Source organism: Niabella soli DSM 19437 (genome assembly GCF_000243115.2).
GTDB classification, from domain to species: Bacteria; Bacteroidota; Bacteroidia; order Chitinophagales; family Chitinophagaceae; genus Niabella; species Niabella soli.
On the sequence record NZ_CP007035.1, the window covers coordinates 2,565,308 to 2,581,159 of the forward strand.

Genomic DNA, 15,852 nt, shown 5'->3' on the forward strand with positions numbered 1-15,852 from the left:
TTATAATACCGAAGAATAACCCAGGATCACTTCACTGTCTTTGTCAAAGGTCATCTCTGTTGTTTTCTGATCTACCAGTATTTCTATTTCAATATCCGCCTCAACGGGTGCAAAATAATTGTTGAAGGTTTGAATGAGTATATCTTTTTCTTTGTCGTTAATGAAATCACTTACGTTCCCTTTTTTTAAAGGGCCTATCCGGTATTGAAGCACCGGATAATCTTCCATGAACTCGGCGCCGCACACCATATAATCGCCCAAAGGCTGCTCTCCTAATCCGCCATCGTTGCCCAGTCCCCCGGCGTGCGCCACATCAATGATCTCCGGCTCTTTCCGCACAATTTTTACGGGTTCATTCAGCAGTGCCCTGAGACAGGATTCCATAACCGGAAGGTTTCCGCTGATAACATGTGCATAGGGCAATAACAACAAAAAAGATGCAGCCTCATACGTCTTAAAGGTAGCCGGCAGCCCCCAGAAATTCAGAAAATACCGGGTCAGCAACTTACTCTTTAAGATGTCCAGCAGATTGATCTCTTCTTTCTCCAGCATTAGCTGCTGGTAAAAAAATTCGTTTTCAAAAGGCTGAAAAAACTTCCGGACCTCCGCTTCCTTTGTTAGATTTTTTTTGTACCGGTCGATCATCTCCAGCACCCCTGCCCGCTGCCGGAACTCATTGGTCTCCGGTTGATGAAACAACGCCTCCGGAAGCATGTCATAAAAGCCGGGGCGGGAAAGGTGCAGTTCAATAAACGTGCGATACCAATCGTCTTCTACTACCGTTGTATCAAAAATATCCTTTACAAACTCCCGGTAAAAAAAACCATTGTTGCGCACCACATGCCCCTGCTCCGGGAACCCGTTCTCCAGGGCATGATTGAGCAATACCTCTGCTTTAATGTCGGTATCCCGTTCCTGTAACAAATTTGACAGGTGCGCTATTTTTTCCTCTCTGGTCATTTTTAAAAGCCGGGGGCTTCTTTTATAAATACCCGGTAGGGAATAAAAGCCATCGACCGCTCCGTTAATTGGGCTGCCAGCTCTTTCTCCCACTGCACTATTTCTTCTTTTTCCTGCGCTTCAATAAATTCTTTTCTCCTTATAAAAACCGTAACATCGATCGTTTTCATAAACCCTTTGGTCGTTTCAGCCGACACCATAAACCCTTTATCCACTTTTACCTCCTGCACACTGTTTCCCAGAAATAATTTGCAGTAAAGTGCGATATCGTTACGGCTCATAACACGGTCTTTCGACAGCAGCGCGTACTTATAGGCAACGACGCTATCCGTTTGACTTAACCTGTTTTTACCATTTTGGGTATTGGTAAGTAAAAAGACGGACGAGTGATTTACGGAACCGGTTTTATACGGCTGCAGCCGTGTGCCCGGCCGCAGGCCATTTGCGGCATAACCATTGGTACTCCAATATTCAATGTAGAGGAACCTGGAGCTACCCTGCTTCTGATTTCTTATCATCAGGTATGGCGTGTAGGCCGATTGATTGCCCGTATTTTCGCCCACCAGGTGCTCTATTTTAGTAATAGATTGCTGCAGCGATTTTATTTCCTGTGAAATAAGGTCCTTGCCCAATTTTGAAAAGGCAGCGCTTTCATCTCTCAGCAACTGGATAAGGTTCTCTATTACAACGGTAGCATCCCGTTCGTCAAAACGCCCGGCGCCACCATTGCGCAGCAAGATGCTCATACTGTTATTTTCTTCTTCCGTATGCTGGCGAATATGCAGCAACCGGCCGTTCTCATCGGTGATCTCACCCAGATCATAAAACTGGTCATCACCGGTAAGCAGAGGCACTACATTGATCATTTCCTGTACCCGGTGCGTAACCTCATGCAACTTTCTGTTTACAACAGGAAAGCAGTTGGAAAATACGCTGACATCCTCCAGCATGGTACTGGTAATGTTTTCAGGAAAGGTGATTTTGACCCAGGATAGCGGTTCCTGCAACTGCTGTGTTATTTTATCGCCAAAAACAGCCTTTATTTCATGCGGAAGCACCTTGTCATCAGCAATATACCGCAGCAATTGCGGGTCTTTAATACTTACAAAAGCTTCTTCATATAATTCTTTTACCAGCTTGATATAACGGGAAGTAGCGCTGGCTTCCTGCTGTATCAGTTGTGCCGCGTACCAGTCGGGGTTATTACCCCTGGCTACGTTATACCCTTTCTGCACCTGCACTGCGTGACCCGCCACCTGCCAACCAGCGTGTTTCAACTGGTTATAAAAGATGGCGCGGTTTACCTCGCTCCTGTATTGAAAATAAAACTGGGTGTTATTAAGATCTATTTCTTTATGATCAACAGCAATCCATAAAACAGAAGGCTGCAGCCATTGCTGCTCTTCCGTTACCCCCATTAATTCTTTGGTTACGCCGCCGGGATACCGGTAAATTTTATTACCCGTTGCAGCAAACCGGACCTTGCATTTATTAATGATAAAATTATCGGTAGGCGTAAAAAACAGGTCGGTGGTCCTGGGCGCTTCTTCCGAATGATTTCGCACATTCTGGGTCATGAAGAATTGCTCTTTTGTGGACAGAGAGGCAACATCCTCCAGGCTGTTAGCATTTAAAATTGCGGAAGCCAGCCTCGGGCCCGTTAAGACATCAGGAGCCAGCAATTGTACAATGCGATCCATCACCCGGTTGCGGGAGTGATAAATTTCATTGGAGAGACGCTCCAGTTCAGCCGCGTTCACCGATAGCAATAATCCCACAAGCGGGTCAAAATTCGCCGCCTCCTCTGTTTCTGGATAGCCCCATATTTTAGCTGCATTTTGCAGCATCCTGTTCCTGATATGTTCCCTGCTTTCGTTCATCTTCTGTTTAGTTATACGCTAAGGGACTGATAAAAAATCCGTCTCTGTAGGTAATCGGTTCATTGGTAGCACTAATGACAGCAGTAATAACAAATTCGAGTTTTCGCTTCATCCGGGGGTCTGCCGTCCCGGAGGGCGACTCTTCCTGGTGCACATACATTTCTATTTTTACTTTTTCCAGTCGCTTCTCAAATTTGGCTATTGTTCTGCCAACAGATAATATTATTTTTTCTTTTTGCCTGCTTCTATAAGAAACATTGTCAAAATCCTCCTCCCATAGTTTATTCCCAAATTGTTCATCACTCATAAGCTCTCCGAAGGACGTGGTCAACATCAGGTGCAAATGATGCGCAATAGAATCTTTTAATGAGCATTTTTTTATTTCCTTTTTGCCCAGGATATTTCCCAGCTCCAGGGGTAATTTATAGTATTGATGCAGCATGCCGGACACGAGGGATTGATGATTTAGATATTGCGATTTGCCAGGCTCAAAAGATATTTTCTTGATAGGTAAAAACGCGGCAGATTGGTGAATCTCCTCTGGCAAATATGATTTTTTTTTTTAAGTTTTCCCAGTTTTTATACCCTATTTTGAAAAAATACCGTTTTACGGGTATCTGGCATTTATACGCGCTATTGCTGCAGATCTTCCTCTTTTATCCACCCGGTCAATTTATAACTTGAATTGGCAGCGCTTTGAAAAACACCGTAATAGAAATTCTGATACTGTCTTGATACGTTTACTTTCATCCCCCGGGTAAGGTATTCATTGGTCCGTACCTGGTTTTGCGGATCTTTATAAAAATAGGCCCGTTCAGCCGCCACGATAAACGTACGGGCAGGCATCTCCGACACCCTTCCTTCGGGTATCGCCTCCACCCGCTCTTTCCATGGATTTTTGACGATCCATATGATGGAACCCGCTATCAGCAATACACATAATGCTATCACCGGCCAAAATGCAGCCTTGCTCGTTACAGTGGGTTGCTGCCGCTGCGCTGCTTTAAAATCTTTGGCCGCCCGCAAATAGTCCTGTCGCGCGGTGATATAGTTCAGAGCCTGTGCCTCCATATTTTCCATTCCGGAGTCATCATCTATTGTAGATTCTTCACCCTTATGAGAGCCTTTATCAGTAGTACCATATTGATAATCAACATCCTCACTACTGTCAGCATCATATGCTGCCGTAAACACCGGCGCTTCAGCAGCTTCTGTTGCCGCAGCTTCCGGCTCATGTGCCGGCGCTGTTTGTTCCTCCTGAAAGGCTTTTTTTGCCGCCTGTCTATGTTCGTCATAAACCTGGTCATATTCGGCGCGCAACTGCGGGTTACTTAACACTTCGAAGGCTTCAATTATCTTTTTTGACCAATCTTCGAAATAGGTGTCCCCAACATTTTTATCCGGATGAAATTTCAAAATAAGCTTGCGGTAGGCCGTTTTGATCTGCTCATCTGTTGCAGAACGCGGCACGCCAAGCATTTCATAAAAGTTTTTTAAGGTTCCTGCCATTTTAGATGTCTTTCCAACTGTCCACTTTATTATTTAAGATCGTTACTTCCGTATTATTTTTCTTACCCCGGGGGTCCTCCTGCCTGTAAATCCACTTTTCACCGGCGCCGTTGTACACCTTCAGACTATTTCTTTCCTCCGGTTTACCCCAGGCCATCAGCAAAAATGCCGAAGGCATACCAACAGAAATCATTCCATCCTTGATATCTGTTATATATTTATTATCGTATTTCTCCCGAATGCTGCTAAAAAGCTCCTGTTCCAGTTGTTCAAATGCTGATTTTTTTTGGGCTAAATCGCCCGAAGCGCTCTTCAGTTGTGTGTTTTCGTTATGGTGCCTGTTGTTGGTTTGATTTAATATCATAAAAACCAGCATGCCTGCGGACAGGGCAATAACAATAATTGGTATTAGAAGCATATTTTATGTTTAGTCAAACGGGTTAGTGTTTTATCAAAGATAACCGCAATGATCAAAATAAAAAATACTTCATGGGGATCCGGGGAGGGAAAAAAAAATTTGCTTTTGTTAAATTATTTAGTATTTTGCACTAAAATAATTAGCCATGTCAGTTGCCAACAAAAATCTAAAGTACTTAAGAAAGCTTAGAGGCTGGACACAGGATGAATTTGCCGTTAAGCTAAATATCAAACGCTCCCTGCTTGGAGCCTATGAAGAAGAACGGGCGGAACCCCGCCTTGACGTGCTGGAAGTGGTTTGTGATATTTTTAAGCTGACGCTGGACGAGATCCTGAGAAAAGATCTGAACGAGCATACTGGTAATTACATGGCTAAGCGGCGGGCATTAAAGCTTTCTGATACGGCCACTAAGATCCCGTTTGTACCGGTAAAAGCTGCAGCCGGTTATTTGAATGGCTATGCGGATCATGAATTTATTGATGAACTGAACACCTTTACCTTACCGATGGTTAGCGGCGGCAATTACCGTGCATTTGAGATCATTGGCGATTCTATGCTGCCAACGCCCAGCGGCTCTATTATTGTTGGTGAAAAAGTAGAAGGGCTTGAGAGTGTGAAAAACAATACGGCCTGTATTGTGGTTTCAAAAAATGACGGTATCGTTTATAAACGTATTCAAAAAAACGGGAAGACAAAAAATAAATTAATGTTACTGAGCGACAATCCTACGTTTCAGCCCTATTCGATCTTTTCGGAGGATGTGTTGGAAATGTGGGAAGCGCAGTTCATTATTTCAAAAACCAATACCACCCAAAGCTGGAATGTGGGGCAATTGGTGAATATCGTTGCCGACCTTCAGCAGGAAGTTGCCGGCATGAAAAAGAAAATGAATTAATAATCGCCCCTGTTTATTTTTTTACGATTGTCTTTTAGCAGCGCCTGCCTTTTCTTGATATTCAACCGGTTCTCTATCGCTCCTTTTGAAATTTTTGTAGCGATGCGGGCCTTCTTTTTATGAAAGGCTCCAGCTATAAGCGCTTCAATCTTGCGGCCGGCATCTGCTTTATTTTCCATCTGGGTGCGAAACACCTGGGATCTTACCTGCAAATATCCGTCTGAAGTTATTTTTTTACCCAGCTTTTCTTTTATTACCGATTTCTGTTCCTCGTTCAGCAGCAAAGAATTATTGATGTGGAAGGAAGCGATCACCGCTGTTTCCACTTTGTTAACGTTTTGCCCGCCTTTGCCGCCACTCCGGGTGGTTTTAAATTCTATCTCCCTGGAAAGATCCATAATCTTTATTTGGAAATAAAACTACTCAATATTCTCATATCGCTAAATTTGAACAATAGTTTTTGTTTATGAAAGCGGTGGTACAAAGAGTTCTGGAAGCAAGCGTTACTATAAATGGCACTGTTTTTTCGTCTGTTAGCAGCGGTTTGCTCGTGTTACTGGGTATTGAAGATGCCGACACAGAAGCGGATATTCAATGGCTGAGTCAGAAAATTACGCAACTCCGCATTTTTGATGATGAAAGCGGAGTGATGAATCTTTCCCTGAAAGATGTAGCGGGAGAGTTGTTGCTGGTCAGCCAGTTTACCCTGCATGCTTCCACAAAAAAGGGCAACAGGCCGTCTTATATAAAAGCCAGTAAGCCCGAGATCGCCATTCCGCTGTACGAAAAAATGATCCTGCAATTGCAGGATGATCTCGACAGGGAAATAAAAACCGGTGTATTTGGGGCGGATATGAAAGTACAACTGATCAACAACGGGCCGGTGACCATTATTATCGATACAAAAAATAAAGAATAAGCACATGACATTACAAGCCGCACAGGAAGCTGTAGATCAATGGATCAAAACCGTTGGGGTCCGGTATTTTTCGGAATTGACCAATATGGCTATTTTAACCGAAGAAATGGGAGAACTTTCCCGGCATATGGCCCGCATATACGGCGATCAATCTTACCGCAAAGCGGAGGATGAAAATAATGCAAAAACACTGATGGCTGATGAAATGGCCGATGTGCTTTGGGTGTTGCTTTGCCTGGCCAACCAAACAGGCGTTGACCTGACTGCAGCACTGGAAAAGAATTTTGAAAAGAAAGATATAAGGGACGCCAGCCGGCATTTGAACAATAAAAAACTGTAGCCTATGGCTTTGAAAAACATATGGAGCGTCATAACGCAAACTGTTGAAGAAACATTTACCAACCGTGTTTTTAAATTGAGCGCGGCATTGGCCTATTACACTATTTTTTCATTACCAGGATTATTGATTGTTATTATCTGGATCGGTGATAGTTTTTTGGCTGATGCATTTTTAAACCATGGTGCACATGCTGATATAAAAAACAGTTTATACCAGCAGATACAGGAGTTTGTGGGACAGCAATCGGCCGACCAGATACGAGTCACCATTGAAAATGCCTCTCATTTTCCCGATAAAAATATTTCAAAAATAATCGGTATCCTGACGCTGGTGTTTGGAGCAACCGGTGTGTTCGCGGAAATACAGGATTCCATCAATATGATCTGGCGTTTAAAAGCGCGTCCTAAAAAAGGCAAGGGTTGGCTAAAATTGCTTTTAGACCGGCTGATGTCCTTTTCCATTGTTATTACCCTTGGTTTTTTATTGCTGGTATCCCTGATGGTAAATGGCGTGATGGATATGCTTATTACGCAGCTCACCCGGATCATTCCCGATTCCCAGGTGATCATTGCCTATGTTTCCAACCTGGCACTCACTTTTATAATCACCTCTATTTTATTCGGTTTGATCTTTAAAGTGCTGCCCGATGCAAAAATTAAATGGAAAGCGGTTAGGGCCGGCGCCTTCGTTACCGCCCTGCTTTTTATGGCAGGAAAGTTCCTGATCGGGTATTACCTGGGGCATAACAAGATGTCTTCTGCCTATGGAGCGGCAGGTTCTGTGATCATTATCCTGTTATGGGTATACTATTCAGCTATCATTCTTTATATAGGCGCAGTGTTTACGCGGATATATGCTATTCATCATAACATGAACATCTATCCCAGTCAGTATGCCGTTTGGGTGGAGCATGTTGAAGTGGAAAATAAAGATTCGATCCAGACCCTGCAGAATGATCCGGTGGTGGCAAAAACCAATGAGTTGAACCAGGCCGAGGAGCATGTAAAATGAAAAATTAGAAATGTAGGATAAGGAATCAGAAAGGGCATCACGTTAGGTTAGAAACTTTCATTCCTGAAACCTGCGTTTAAGAAAACGACATTGAATTATCAATGAAGTTGTTTAGACTTTCTAACCCCTTTACGTTTTCCGCCGATCATCGCAGATTTTTTGCACAGATCTCGGATCGCTATCGGAATCGTAGAAAATCAATCTGCGGATATCAGCGGTGTATTAGATCTGCCTAAAATCAGTGGGAAAGTTGGATTCAGTATTATTTCTATAAAAAAATTAAACAACTTCCCAATCAGAAAACTTCAAAAAGAACGAACACTGAGTGCTATTGAAATAACTCCCTTTTACATTTCTCATTCAATATTTGTTATTCTACATTCCTATCCGGGTAAGAATGCAGCTCAGTCATCACTTTCCCAACAGCGATCTTATTTGCTGATAGAGGAGCGCTCCGTCGCTGGGACGCAGCATTTTATTGCTCAAAACAGTTCCTTCTTTGCTAAGGAGTATATACCGGGGTATACTAAACCCTCCATTCTGTTTCCAGATGATCCGTGACAGGTCGTACTGCAGCGCTGTATTGGCACGCATGTGCATTCCGCCCATTTTTAAAAATTTCAACAAATCCTTCCACTGCGTCTCATGGGCCTCGTCGTCCATCGAAAGATAGAGCATCTTTACGCCCTGATCTTTCAGAAATGCATCGAGAGAATCTTTATAATAAAACTCTCTCCGGCAGGGTCCGCACCAACTGGCCCACAGATCAATGAAAACCGGGGAGCCCTTTAATTTTTCCCGTAGCTGTTTCAGTGAGTTGATCTTGCTATAGTCAGTAAAAAATTCCAGATCGGGCGCGTAGCTGTTTTTATCAATAACGGCAGTGTCTTTAATCAAGGATGGATTATTCTGCGCGGGCACAGGATTATTTACCACTGTAAAAAAGAAGAAAAAAGCAAGAAAATATTTCATCCTTGTAAAAGACATATTGAATTGAATTGAATTAGCCGGCCGTGGACAGAACCCTGATCCAGATAGCTATCGGAAGTGCGACCCCGCTTTCTGCGGGATAATAATACCAGCTATACTGCAGCCGGGCGCAATAAAACCGATAGTCTTAATACCGGCCGTAGCGGTTCTGGAAGAGGCCAACATTAATTCCTGCGCGTACTATTGGAAGAATGCGGATCCGCTCTTCTCCATTAGGACCGTAGGTAACATCAACATAAGGACTATTGCGGTTTTTAAGCACATCAGCCATTATAGAAACATAGAAAAAAGTGGAACTGCCATTGGCCCGACCGGTACTATATCCTCCGCCTAACAAAAGCGAGGGTGCGTTGGCATTATATTTACCGGGGTTCACGTTATTATTGGTAGCGGGTGTATACCGGACGCTGGTGAAGTTTTCTTCAAATTGCGCCTGTACAAAAAGGAAATCAATGGGGAAGGCTCTCGCAAATACGCCCGGGCCATACACGTGTTGCCTCAATTTATCATTGTATTCGTATACATCCCTTGTTCCGGTATACACGTAATTTAAAACTATGCCTCCATCGAAATACCTGTTAAATGTGTACCCCAACACCGGGCTGACACCCAAAACAGTACCACCTGAATAAAAAGAGGCGGTCACTCCTCCCCCGGTAAACAGTCTTTCTTTTTTGAAGCCTTTTTCCTGGTACGGGTTTATTTCATTTCCATTTCTTACCGTGATGGAATCGTCCTGGGCCCGGGATGGCAGCCCTGCCAGAAGCATGCAACTTAAAAGGCTGGCCACACAAAAGAGTTTTTTCATATAATCAGATTTATTTAAACAAGGTCGAATATTTTGCCCGCATTGAGAATATTATTGGGATCAAAGGCTTTTTTTATTTCGCGCATCAGTTGGATCTGCCTTTGTTCAAAAACAATATCCATATAGGTTTTCTGGATAAGGCCGATGCCATGTTCGCCGCTTATAGTACCTCCTAAACTTTTTACCAGTTTGAATAATTCCCGGAGCACGGCATTCATTTCCGGATCATTCAGGCTGTTTTTGTTTCCTTCTTTTTTTATGCGCACATGCAGGTTACCATCCCCGGCATGCCCATAACAAACTGCGTGAAAGTTATGTTTTTTTCCCAATTCCTTTACACCCTTTATCAATTTGGGCAATTCGGCACGCGGCACTACTGTGTCTTCTTCAATTGTATACCCCGAAGATTTCACGGCTTCCGCTGTTCTTCTGCGCAACTTCCACAATTCTTCTTTCTGCTGGGCATCATCGGCAAAAAACAACTCCCCGGCTTCATATTGTTCCAGTAATGCGGCAATCTGCTCCATTTCCTGCATCAGTACTTCCTGGTTGTTACCATCTACTTCGACAATAAGGTGGGCGGCGATATCATCATTCACCGGCACCACATAACTATCCACCATGCTGCTTACGATCTTCAGCGCATCAATTTCCACCAGCTCCAGGGCGCTGGGGTTAAAACCCGCTCTGAATATGGCACTTACCGCTTCGCTCGCTTTTTCCAGTGAAGCAAAAGGCGCCAGCATCAGCAGATCATATTTAGGAAGCGGTATTAACCGCAATACGATTTTGGTGACCAGGGCTAATGTGCCTTCGCTGCCCACGATCAGTTGCGTGAGGTTATAGCCCGTAACATTCTTTAACACATTGGCGCCTGTCCAGATGATCTCACCCGTTGGCAATACCACTTCCAGGTTCAATACATAATCCTTCACCACCCCATATTTCACCGCCTTGGGCCCACCGCTGTTTTCCGCGATATTTCCACCGATGAAACAGGTACCGCGGCTGCTGGGGTCAGGGGGATAAAACAATCCTTTTTCCTTTACGGCATTTTGCAATACCTCCGTAATAACACCCGGTTCGGTGGTTACCTGCAGGTTACGCTCATCAATATCTATGATGCTGTTCAGACGTTCGGTGGAAAGTACCACGCCGCCCAACTGAGGTAATGCCCCACCACTTAAGCCGGTACCACCGCCCCTGGGAGTAACGGGGATCAGGTCCCGGTTGCAGATCTTAAACAATTCTGAAATTTCTTCCGCAGTACGGGGTTTTACCACCACATCGGGAGTAAAATGCAGCGTTTCCGTTTCGTCGTGTGAATAATTTTCGAGGGAATCGGCATCTGCCAATACGTTTGCATCGCCTACTATTTTCTTAAATGCTTCAATATGAGCTGTTGTGATCTTCTTTTCTGCCATTATTTTGTAAATAGTCTATAAATTAAGGAGGCCAAATTTCGGTGAAAAAGAGGAAAGGAAAAAATTGGTGCTGTTTTATCGCTAAAAGCGATAGAATAGGACTTCGGAACTCAAAGTTCCGAAGAGCCCGCTAAGAAATCTTGCTCCAGGCTGTTTTGCCTTTTTGGGAGCGAAGAAAGGCTTTCAACACTTCGTGCTCGGACTTTGACAGATCAGGGTCGTCTTTTAAAATTTGCTCGCAGCGTTCTTTTGCAGCCGTTACCATCGCCCGGTCATTGACAATATCTGCCAATTTAAAGCTCAGCACCCCACTTTGCCGGGTGCCCTCGATATCACCCGGGCCGCGCAGTTCCAGGTCCTTTTCAGCAATCACAAACCCATTATTGGTGCTGGTCATTATTTTCATGCGTTCCCGCGCTTCATTGCCCAATTTCTTACCGCTGAGCAAAATGCAATAACTTTTTTCTGCGCCGCGCCCCACCCTGCCGCGCAACTGGTGCAACTGCGACAAACCAAATTTTTCAGCGCTTTCAATCAGCATTACCGATGCATTGGGCACATTCACCCCAACCTCTATTACTGTTGTGGACACCATGATCTGAGTATCGTGCACTACAAAGCGCCGCATATTTTCCTCTTTCTGATGTGCCGGCATTTTACCGTGCACCATACTGATCCAATATTGCGGTTCGGGAAAATAGGTCTTCACCACATCATAGCCCTGCATCAGGTTTTCATAATCGAGTTTTTCACTTTCTTCAATTAATGGGAAGATGATATAGATCTGCCGGCCCAACGCAATCTCCGCTTTTAAAAAATCCATCACCAGGCTACGGTCATTTTCAAGACGGTGCACCGTTTGTATTGGCTTCCGGCCCGGCGGCAATTCATCAATAACGCTGTAATCCAGATCGCCGTAGGCCGTCATGGCCAACGTACGCGGAATCGGCGTGGCTGTCATCACCAGTACATGGGGAGGAATTATAGCTTTTTCCCAAAGCCGCGCGCGCTGTGCCACACCAAAACGGTGCTGCTCATCGATGATCACCAGGCCCAGATTTTGAAATACGACCGGATCCTCGATGACCGCATGCGTGCCTATCAGAATGTTTATTTCGCCATTAGCCAATTGCTCCAAAAGCAATCTGCGCTCCTTTCCTTTTGTGGTGCCTGTTAAGATAGCCACCGTTACCGGCAACGGTTCCAACAATTCTTTAATACCCTGAAAGTGTTGCCGGGCAAGGATCTCCGTAGGCGCCATTAACACCGACTGATAGCCGTTGTCTGCTGCAAGCAACATACACAATAATGCCACAACGGTTTTTCCACTACCTACATCTCCCTGTAGCAACCGGTTCATTTGTTTGCCCCGTCCGGTGTCTATCCGGATTTCTTTCAGCACTCTTTTTTGCGCATTGGTGAGTTCAAAAGGCAGGCATTCGCTATAAAACCGGTTGAATAAATCTCCCACTTTTTCAAAAACAACCCCTTTTGAAAAACGATGCCGCTCCGAACGCAGCAGATTCATGCGTAGCTGCGCGAAGAAGATCTCTTCAAATTTTAACCGCCGGACGGCCGCTTCATAAGCCTCTTTATTTTTGGGGAAATGGATCTGCTGATAAGCCGGGAACCGGGGTATCAGCTTCAACTCCTCCCGCAGGGGCTGCGGCAGGTTTTCGGGAATGTCTCTTTCGGAAAGATGTTGCAAAAGGGTAGCCGTCAGCTTCCCGACCTGCCGCCCACCCAGGTTTTTTGTCTTTAGTTTTTCGGTAGAAGGATAAACCGGCTCTAAAAAATCTTTCCCCTTTAATTTTTCCGGATCCCAGGGCTCCATTTCCGGATGCACCATTTGCGGTTTACCCATGAAAAAGCTCACCTTGCCATACACAAGATAGGGTTGCCCGGGATGAACAATTTTCTTTATCAAATTGATACTTTGGAACCACACCAGATCCAAAGAACCCGTTTTATCCTGCAGGTACGAAGTTAAACGACGCCCTCTTTTTTCCCCCATTTGTTCTAAAGGCGCCAGGATGCCCGCTACCTGAACATATTCATCATTGAGATTGATCTCCCCAATGGGCGTCAGCTTTGTTTTGTCCACATGCCGGAAGGGAAAATAATGCAACAGGTCATTAAATGTAAAAATATTCAGCTCCTTTTGGAGCAACTCGGCACGTTGCGGGCCCACTCCTTTCAAATAGGCAATAGGATTCGATAATATGTTTTGATGATCGGCGATAAGATGCTTTTAAACAAAAATAAGCGCTTGAATCGTAATTATTCCCGTTGGTCCCGCTGATTGGCACAGCCGGCGCTTCCGGTTATATTATATAGTTATTGGGCCGGGGTTAGCCTATGAATCTTCCTATTACGGGGAGGCTTTTCAGCTCCTTTCTTTCAACCCGGCCTACCAGGTATAAGAATATGCACATAAATACCGTTGCGCACCCGGTTTTTAACCAGAAATTATGCGTGAAGGAAACCAGGGTTTTGTTGACCAGGAACAGTAACACGGTAATTACCATATAAGCCACCAGCTTTTTCCAGGCATAAGGGATTGGGTAGTACTTTTGCCCTAACAGATAAGCCAATACCACCATTGAACCATAGCAAACCATTGTTACAGTAGCGCCAGCATACATTTCGAATTTTGGAATGAACAGATAGTTGCCGACAAGTGTAATAGTGGCACCTATTGCGGTGATGATAATACCCCAATACATTTTATCGGTAAGTTTATACCAGGCAGACAGGTTATAATACACACCCAGAAACACGTTGGCCATCAACAAAATGGGAACGATCCCCAGTCCTGAGCGATAGCCTCTTCCAATGATACCCTGCCAGATATGTAAATAAAGACCGGTAAAAAGATAGGCGATACATAAAGTGATAACGAACCATTTCATCACGCGGGCATAGGTCTGCTTTGCGTTGCTTGCATTTTTCTGCTTGAAAAAGAACGGCTCGGCCGCCATGCGGAATGCCGTTATAAACATGGTTATAAAAATAGAAATTCTATAGTTCGCCGAATAAATTGCCACGATCCGCATATTTTCATCCATTGAATATGGTAAAAAACTTTTCAACATTTGACGGTCCATTACTTCATTGATCATGCCTGCAAGACCAATAATGATCATGGGAGTGCTGTAGCGCATCACGGTTCTCCAGAGCGTTTTATTGATCCTGAAACGAAAGCGTTTCCACTCCGGATATAAAAACAAAAAGACAAAAAGCGACTGGATCGTATTGGCCAACACCAGCAACACCACCCGGTTTTGATGCATGACCCAACGGGTAAGTGCGTTACCCGAATCAGAAAAATGTTTGGGTATAAAGTAAATGAATAATACAACAAGCCCAATGTTTACCACTACTCCAAATATCTTTATGAAAGCATAGCGGCGGGGCCTGTTTTCATTTCTCAGCTTCGCGAAGGGAATTGTGGAAAGCGTGTCAAACACCATTACTAAAACCGTAAGCACAATTGCCTGCGGCAACTTGCCGATGCCGAGGAATTCACTGATCGGCTGACTATAATAAAGCAGTATACCGCTTAATAACAGGGTTGTAATTACATAAGAGCCAAACGTTGTATTGAATAATTGTTTTTGAGAAACGTTGGCGTCACTGCTAAACCGGAAGTATCCGGTTTCCAATCCATAGGTGTAAACAATATTTGCCACGCCGATCCAGGCGTACAGCAAGCTAAAATCACCATATTCCTGCACTCCTTTCTGATCCGTCATCAGGTAGGTCAGAATAGGCGTTAACAAAAAACCTATTAACTTGGTCAATACGTTACTAAGCCCATACCAAATCGTTTGTCCTGCCAGTTGTTTAATGCCGCTCAATTGATTCTTAGATTATTTTGACAAAAATACTGTTCTTATTACTAATGCGGGTATTCCATTAAAATAGAAGAGACCAGTACTTTAACCGCGAGGGCGTCAAGACGCAAGGAAAATATGTTTTCCATAACAACGCTGCTCAACCTTGCGCCTCCGCGTCCTGGAGGTTAAACTAAAATGTTGGCCGTCTAAAAATTTGGGCTTCGGCAGGCAACTGATTAACTTCGCAGCACATCCATTATAAAAATACTGATTCGATGAAGAAAATTTTGACTATTCTGACGCTTGCTATTACCACCGGAAGTGTTTTTGCTCAAAAAGCACAGGAAGGAAGGATCCAATATAAAAAAACCGATCAGCCTGCTATTCTTATTACCTATAATTATCCCCCAGAAGTAGTTGATAATGCATTAAAAGCGAAAATGGCCGATTTACGGCTAACGGGTCAGAGCAACCGGGGTTTCCTGGTGTATAAAAACAGTGTCATCCCCTCAATTACGAGCTCCAAACTGGATTATTCTTTTAAAACTGAACAGCAGGGATCAAAAGGAAATGAAAAGACCACGTTGTACCTGCTAATGGAAGGCAGCGGTAATATCTCCGGTGATGCCGTGGTGCTTGCCTCCCGGGCCAAAGCATTCCTGGAGGACCTGAGCAGTAATGTTACCCGCAGCAATACCATTTTCCAGATCAAAAAACAGGAAGCGATAATGGTGGACGAGGAAAAAAAGCTAAAAACATTGCAGGACGCCTATAGCGCGCTCGACCAAAAAGTAAAAGCCCAGGAAAAGATCGTAGCCTCCCAAAAAAGTGTCCTGGACGATCTGAAGGCAAAATAACT

At 44.2% G+C, this 15,852-nt stretch carries 15 protein-coding genes and 1 pseudogene; 5 read left to right on the forward strand and 11 right to left on the reverse strand.

Translation table 11 applies throughout. The features are described 5' to 3' along the window. From NIASO_RS10845 to NIASO_RS10865, 5 genes are all read right to left on the reverse strand, one after another. Nucleotides 1–960, reverse strand: coding sequence for a type VI secretion system baseplate subunit TssG (locus NIASO_RS10845; RefSeq protein WP_008585750.1), 960 nt, complete (start codon nucleotides 958–960; stop codon nucleotides 1–3). A gap of 2 nt (nucleotides 961–962) precedes the next feature. Beyond that, on the reverse strand, nucleotides 963–2,840 hold the full coding sequence (locus NIASO_RS10850) for a type VI secretion system baseplate subunit TssF (RefSeq protein ID WP_008585753.1): 1,878 nt from the start codon (nucleotides 2,838–2,840) through the stop codon (nucleotides 963–965). A gap of 7 nt (nucleotides 2,841–2,847) precedes the next feature. Continuing rightward, the gene (locus NIASO_RS10855) at nucleotides 2,848–3,387 is read right to left on the reverse strand and encodes a GPW/gp25 family protein (RefSeq protein WP_008585754.1); all 540 of its coding nucleotides are present in this window, start codon (nucleotides 3,385–3,387) and stop codon (nucleotides 2,848–2,850) included. Between the two features lie 86 nt (nucleotides 3,388–3,473). Continuing rightward, a complete protein-coding gene (locus tag NIASO_RS19685; protein ID WP_008585755.1) occupies nucleotides 3,474–4,349 on the reverse strand; it encodes a J domain-containing protein in 876 nt (291 codons plus the stop codon). A 1-nt stretch (nucleotide 4,350) separates the two neighbouring features. Continuing rightward, nucleotides 4,351–4,767: a hypothetical protein gene (locus tag NIASO_RS10865; protein WP_008585756.1), complete on the reverse strand. Its 417-nt coding sequence runs from the start codon at nucleotides 4,765–4,767 to the stop codon at nucleotides 4,351–4,353. A 145-nt stretch (nucleotides 4,768–4,912) separates the two neighbouring features. Here NIASO_RS10865 and NIASO_RS10870 point away from each other — a divergent pair, with 145 nt between their 5' ends. Next, nucleotides 4,913–5,662, forward strand: coding sequence for an XRE family transcriptional regulator (locus tag NIASO_RS10870; protein WP_008585757.1), 750 nt, complete (start codon nucleotides 4,913–4,915; stop codon nucleotides 5,660–5,662). Here the strand turns inward: NIASO_RS10870 and arfB are convergent. Next, nucleotides 5,659–6,045, reverse strand: a pseudogene (arfB, locus tag NIASO_RS10875) (alternative ribosome rescue aminoacyl-tRNA hydrolase ArfB); the annotation flags it as partial. The gene NIASO_RS10870 and the pseudogene arfB sit on opposite strands and share 4 nt — an antisense overlap. Nucleotides 6,046–6,128: 83 nt before the next feature. Here arfB and dtd point away from each other — a divergent pair. From dtd to NIASO_RS10890, 3 genes are read left to right on the forward strand one after another with little or no spacing between them, the layout of a single operon-like run. After that, nucleotides 6,129–6,581 (forward strand): D-aminoacyl-tRNA deacylase, encoded by a 453-nt coding sequence (gene dtd / locus NIASO_RS10880; protein ID WP_008585759.1) that lies wholly within the window; start codon nucleotides 6,129–6,131, stop codon nucleotides 6,579–6,581. A 4-nt stretch (nucleotides 6,582–6,585) separates the two neighbouring features. Next, complete coding sequence (locus tag NIASO_RS10885; RefSeq protein WP_008585760.1) at nucleotides 6,586–6,921, forward strand: nucleotide pyrophosphohydrolase; 336 nt, start codon at nucleotides 6,586–6,588, stop codon at nucleotides 6,919–6,921. Between the two features lie 3 nt (nucleotides 6,922–6,924). Beyond that, nucleotides 6,925–7,932 (forward strand): YihY/virulence factor BrkB family protein, encoded by a 1,008-nt coding sequence (locus NIASO_RS10890; RefSeq protein ID WP_008585762.1) that lies wholly within the window; start codon nucleotides 6,925–6,927, stop codon nucleotides 7,930–7,932. A 411-nt stretch (nucleotides 7,933–8,343) separates the two neighbouring features. Here NIASO_RS10890 and NIASO_RS10895 read toward each other — a convergent pair whose 3' ends face one another. From NIASO_RS10895 to NIASO_RS10915, 5 genes are all read right to left on the reverse strand, one after another. Beyond that, nucleotides 8,344–8,904: a TlpA family protein disulfide reductase gene (locus tag NIASO_RS10895; RefSeq protein WP_025298882.1), complete on the reverse strand. Its 561-nt coding sequence runs from the start codon at nucleotides 8,902–8,904 to the stop codon at nucleotides 8,344–8,346. 145 nt (nucleotides 8,905–9,049) lie between these two features. Next, complete coding sequence (locus NIASO_RS10900) at nucleotides 9,050–9,730, reverse strand: hypothetical protein (RefSeq protein WP_008585765.1); 681 nt, start codon at nucleotides 9,728–9,730, stop codon at nucleotides 9,050–9,052. 14 nt (nucleotides 9,731–9,744) lie between these two features. Further along, complete coding sequence (locus tag NIASO_RS10905; protein ID WP_008585766.1) at nucleotides 9,745–11,154, reverse strand: FAD-binding oxidoreductase; 1,410 nt, start codon at nucleotides 11,152–11,154, stop codon at nucleotides 9,745–9,747. 130 nt (nucleotides 11,155–11,284) lie between these two features. Further along, complete coding sequence (gene recG / locus NIASO_RS10910; protein WP_008585769.1) at nucleotides 11,285–13,345, reverse strand: ATP-dependent DNA helicase RecG; 2,061 nt, start codon at nucleotides 13,343–13,345, stop codon at nucleotides 11,285–11,287. A gap of 160 nt (nucleotides 13,346–13,505) precedes the next feature. After that, nucleotides 13,506–15,014 carry a lipopolysaccharide biosynthesis protein gene (locus NIASO_RS10915; RefSeq protein ID WP_008585770.1) on the reverse strand — a complete coding sequence of 503 codons (1,509 nt, stop codon included), beginning with the start codon at nucleotides 15,012–15,014 and terminating at the stop codon, nucleotides 13,506–13,508. A gap of 254 nt (nucleotides 15,015–15,268) precedes the next feature. Here NIASO_RS10915 and NIASO_RS10920 point away from each other — a divergent pair, with 254 nt between their 5' ends. Further along, complete coding sequence (locus tag NIASO_RS10920; protein ID WP_008585773.1) at nucleotides 15,269–15,850, forward strand: hypothetical protein; 582 nt, start codon at nucleotides 15,269–15,271, stop codon at nucleotides 15,848–15,850. Nucleotides 15,851–15,852 lie beyond the last annotated feature (2 nt).

What these genes read in the sequence shown, in the direction of transcription:
- NIASO_RS10885 (WP_008585760.1), top strand. Translation starts at nt 6,586, where the DNA reads ATGACATTACAAGCCGCACAGGAAGCTGTAGATCAATGGATCAAAACC.
- NIASO_RS10920 (WP_008585773.1), top strand. Translation starts at nt 15,269, where the DNA reads ATGAAGAAAATTTTGACTATTCTGACGCTTGCTATTACCACCGGAAGT.
- NIASO_RS10895 (WP_025298882.1), bottom strand. Translation starts at nt 8,904, where the DNA reads ATGAAATATTTTCTTGCTTTTTTCTTCTTTTTTACAGTGGTAAATAAT.
- NIASO_RS10845 (WP_008585750.1), bottom strand. Translation starts at nt 960, where the DNA reads ATGACCAGAGAGGAAAAAATAGCGCACCTGTCAAATTTGTTACAGGAA.
- NIASO_RS10905 (WP_008585766.1), bottom strand. Translation starts at nt 11,154, where the DNA reads ATGGCAGAAAAGAAGATCACAACAGCTCATATTGAAGCATTTAAGAAA.
- dtd (WP_008585759.1), top strand. Translation starts at nt 6,129, where the DNA reads ATGAAAGCGGTGGTACAAAGAGTTCTGGAAGCAAGCGTTACTATAAAT.
- NIASO_RS10870 (WP_008585757.1), top strand. Translation starts at nt 4,913, where the DNA reads ATGTCAGTTGCCAACAAAAATCTAAAGTACTTAAGAAAGCTTAGAGGC.
- NIASO_RS10890 (WP_008585762.1), top strand. Translation starts at nt 6,925, where the DNA reads ATGGCTTTGAAAAACATATGGAGCGTCATAACGCAAACTGTTGAAGAA.
- NIASO_RS19685 (WP_008585755.1), bottom strand. Translation starts at nt 4,349, where the DNA reads ATGGCAGGAACCTTAAAAAACTTTTATGAAATGCTTGGCGTGCCGCGT.
- NIASO_RS10865 (WP_008585756.1), bottom strand. Translation starts at nt 4,767, where the DNA reads ATGCTTCTAATACCAATTATTGTTATTGCCCTGTCCGCAGGCATGCTG.
- NIASO_RS10900 (WP_008585765.1), bottom strand. Translation starts at nt 9,730, where the DNA reads ATGAAAAAACTCTTTTGTGTGGCCAGCCTTTTAAGTTGCATGCTTCTG.
- NIASO_RS10850 (WP_008585753.1), bottom strand. Translation starts at nt 2,840, where the DNA reads ATGAACGAAAGCAGGGAACATATCAGGAACAGGATGCTGCAAAATGCA.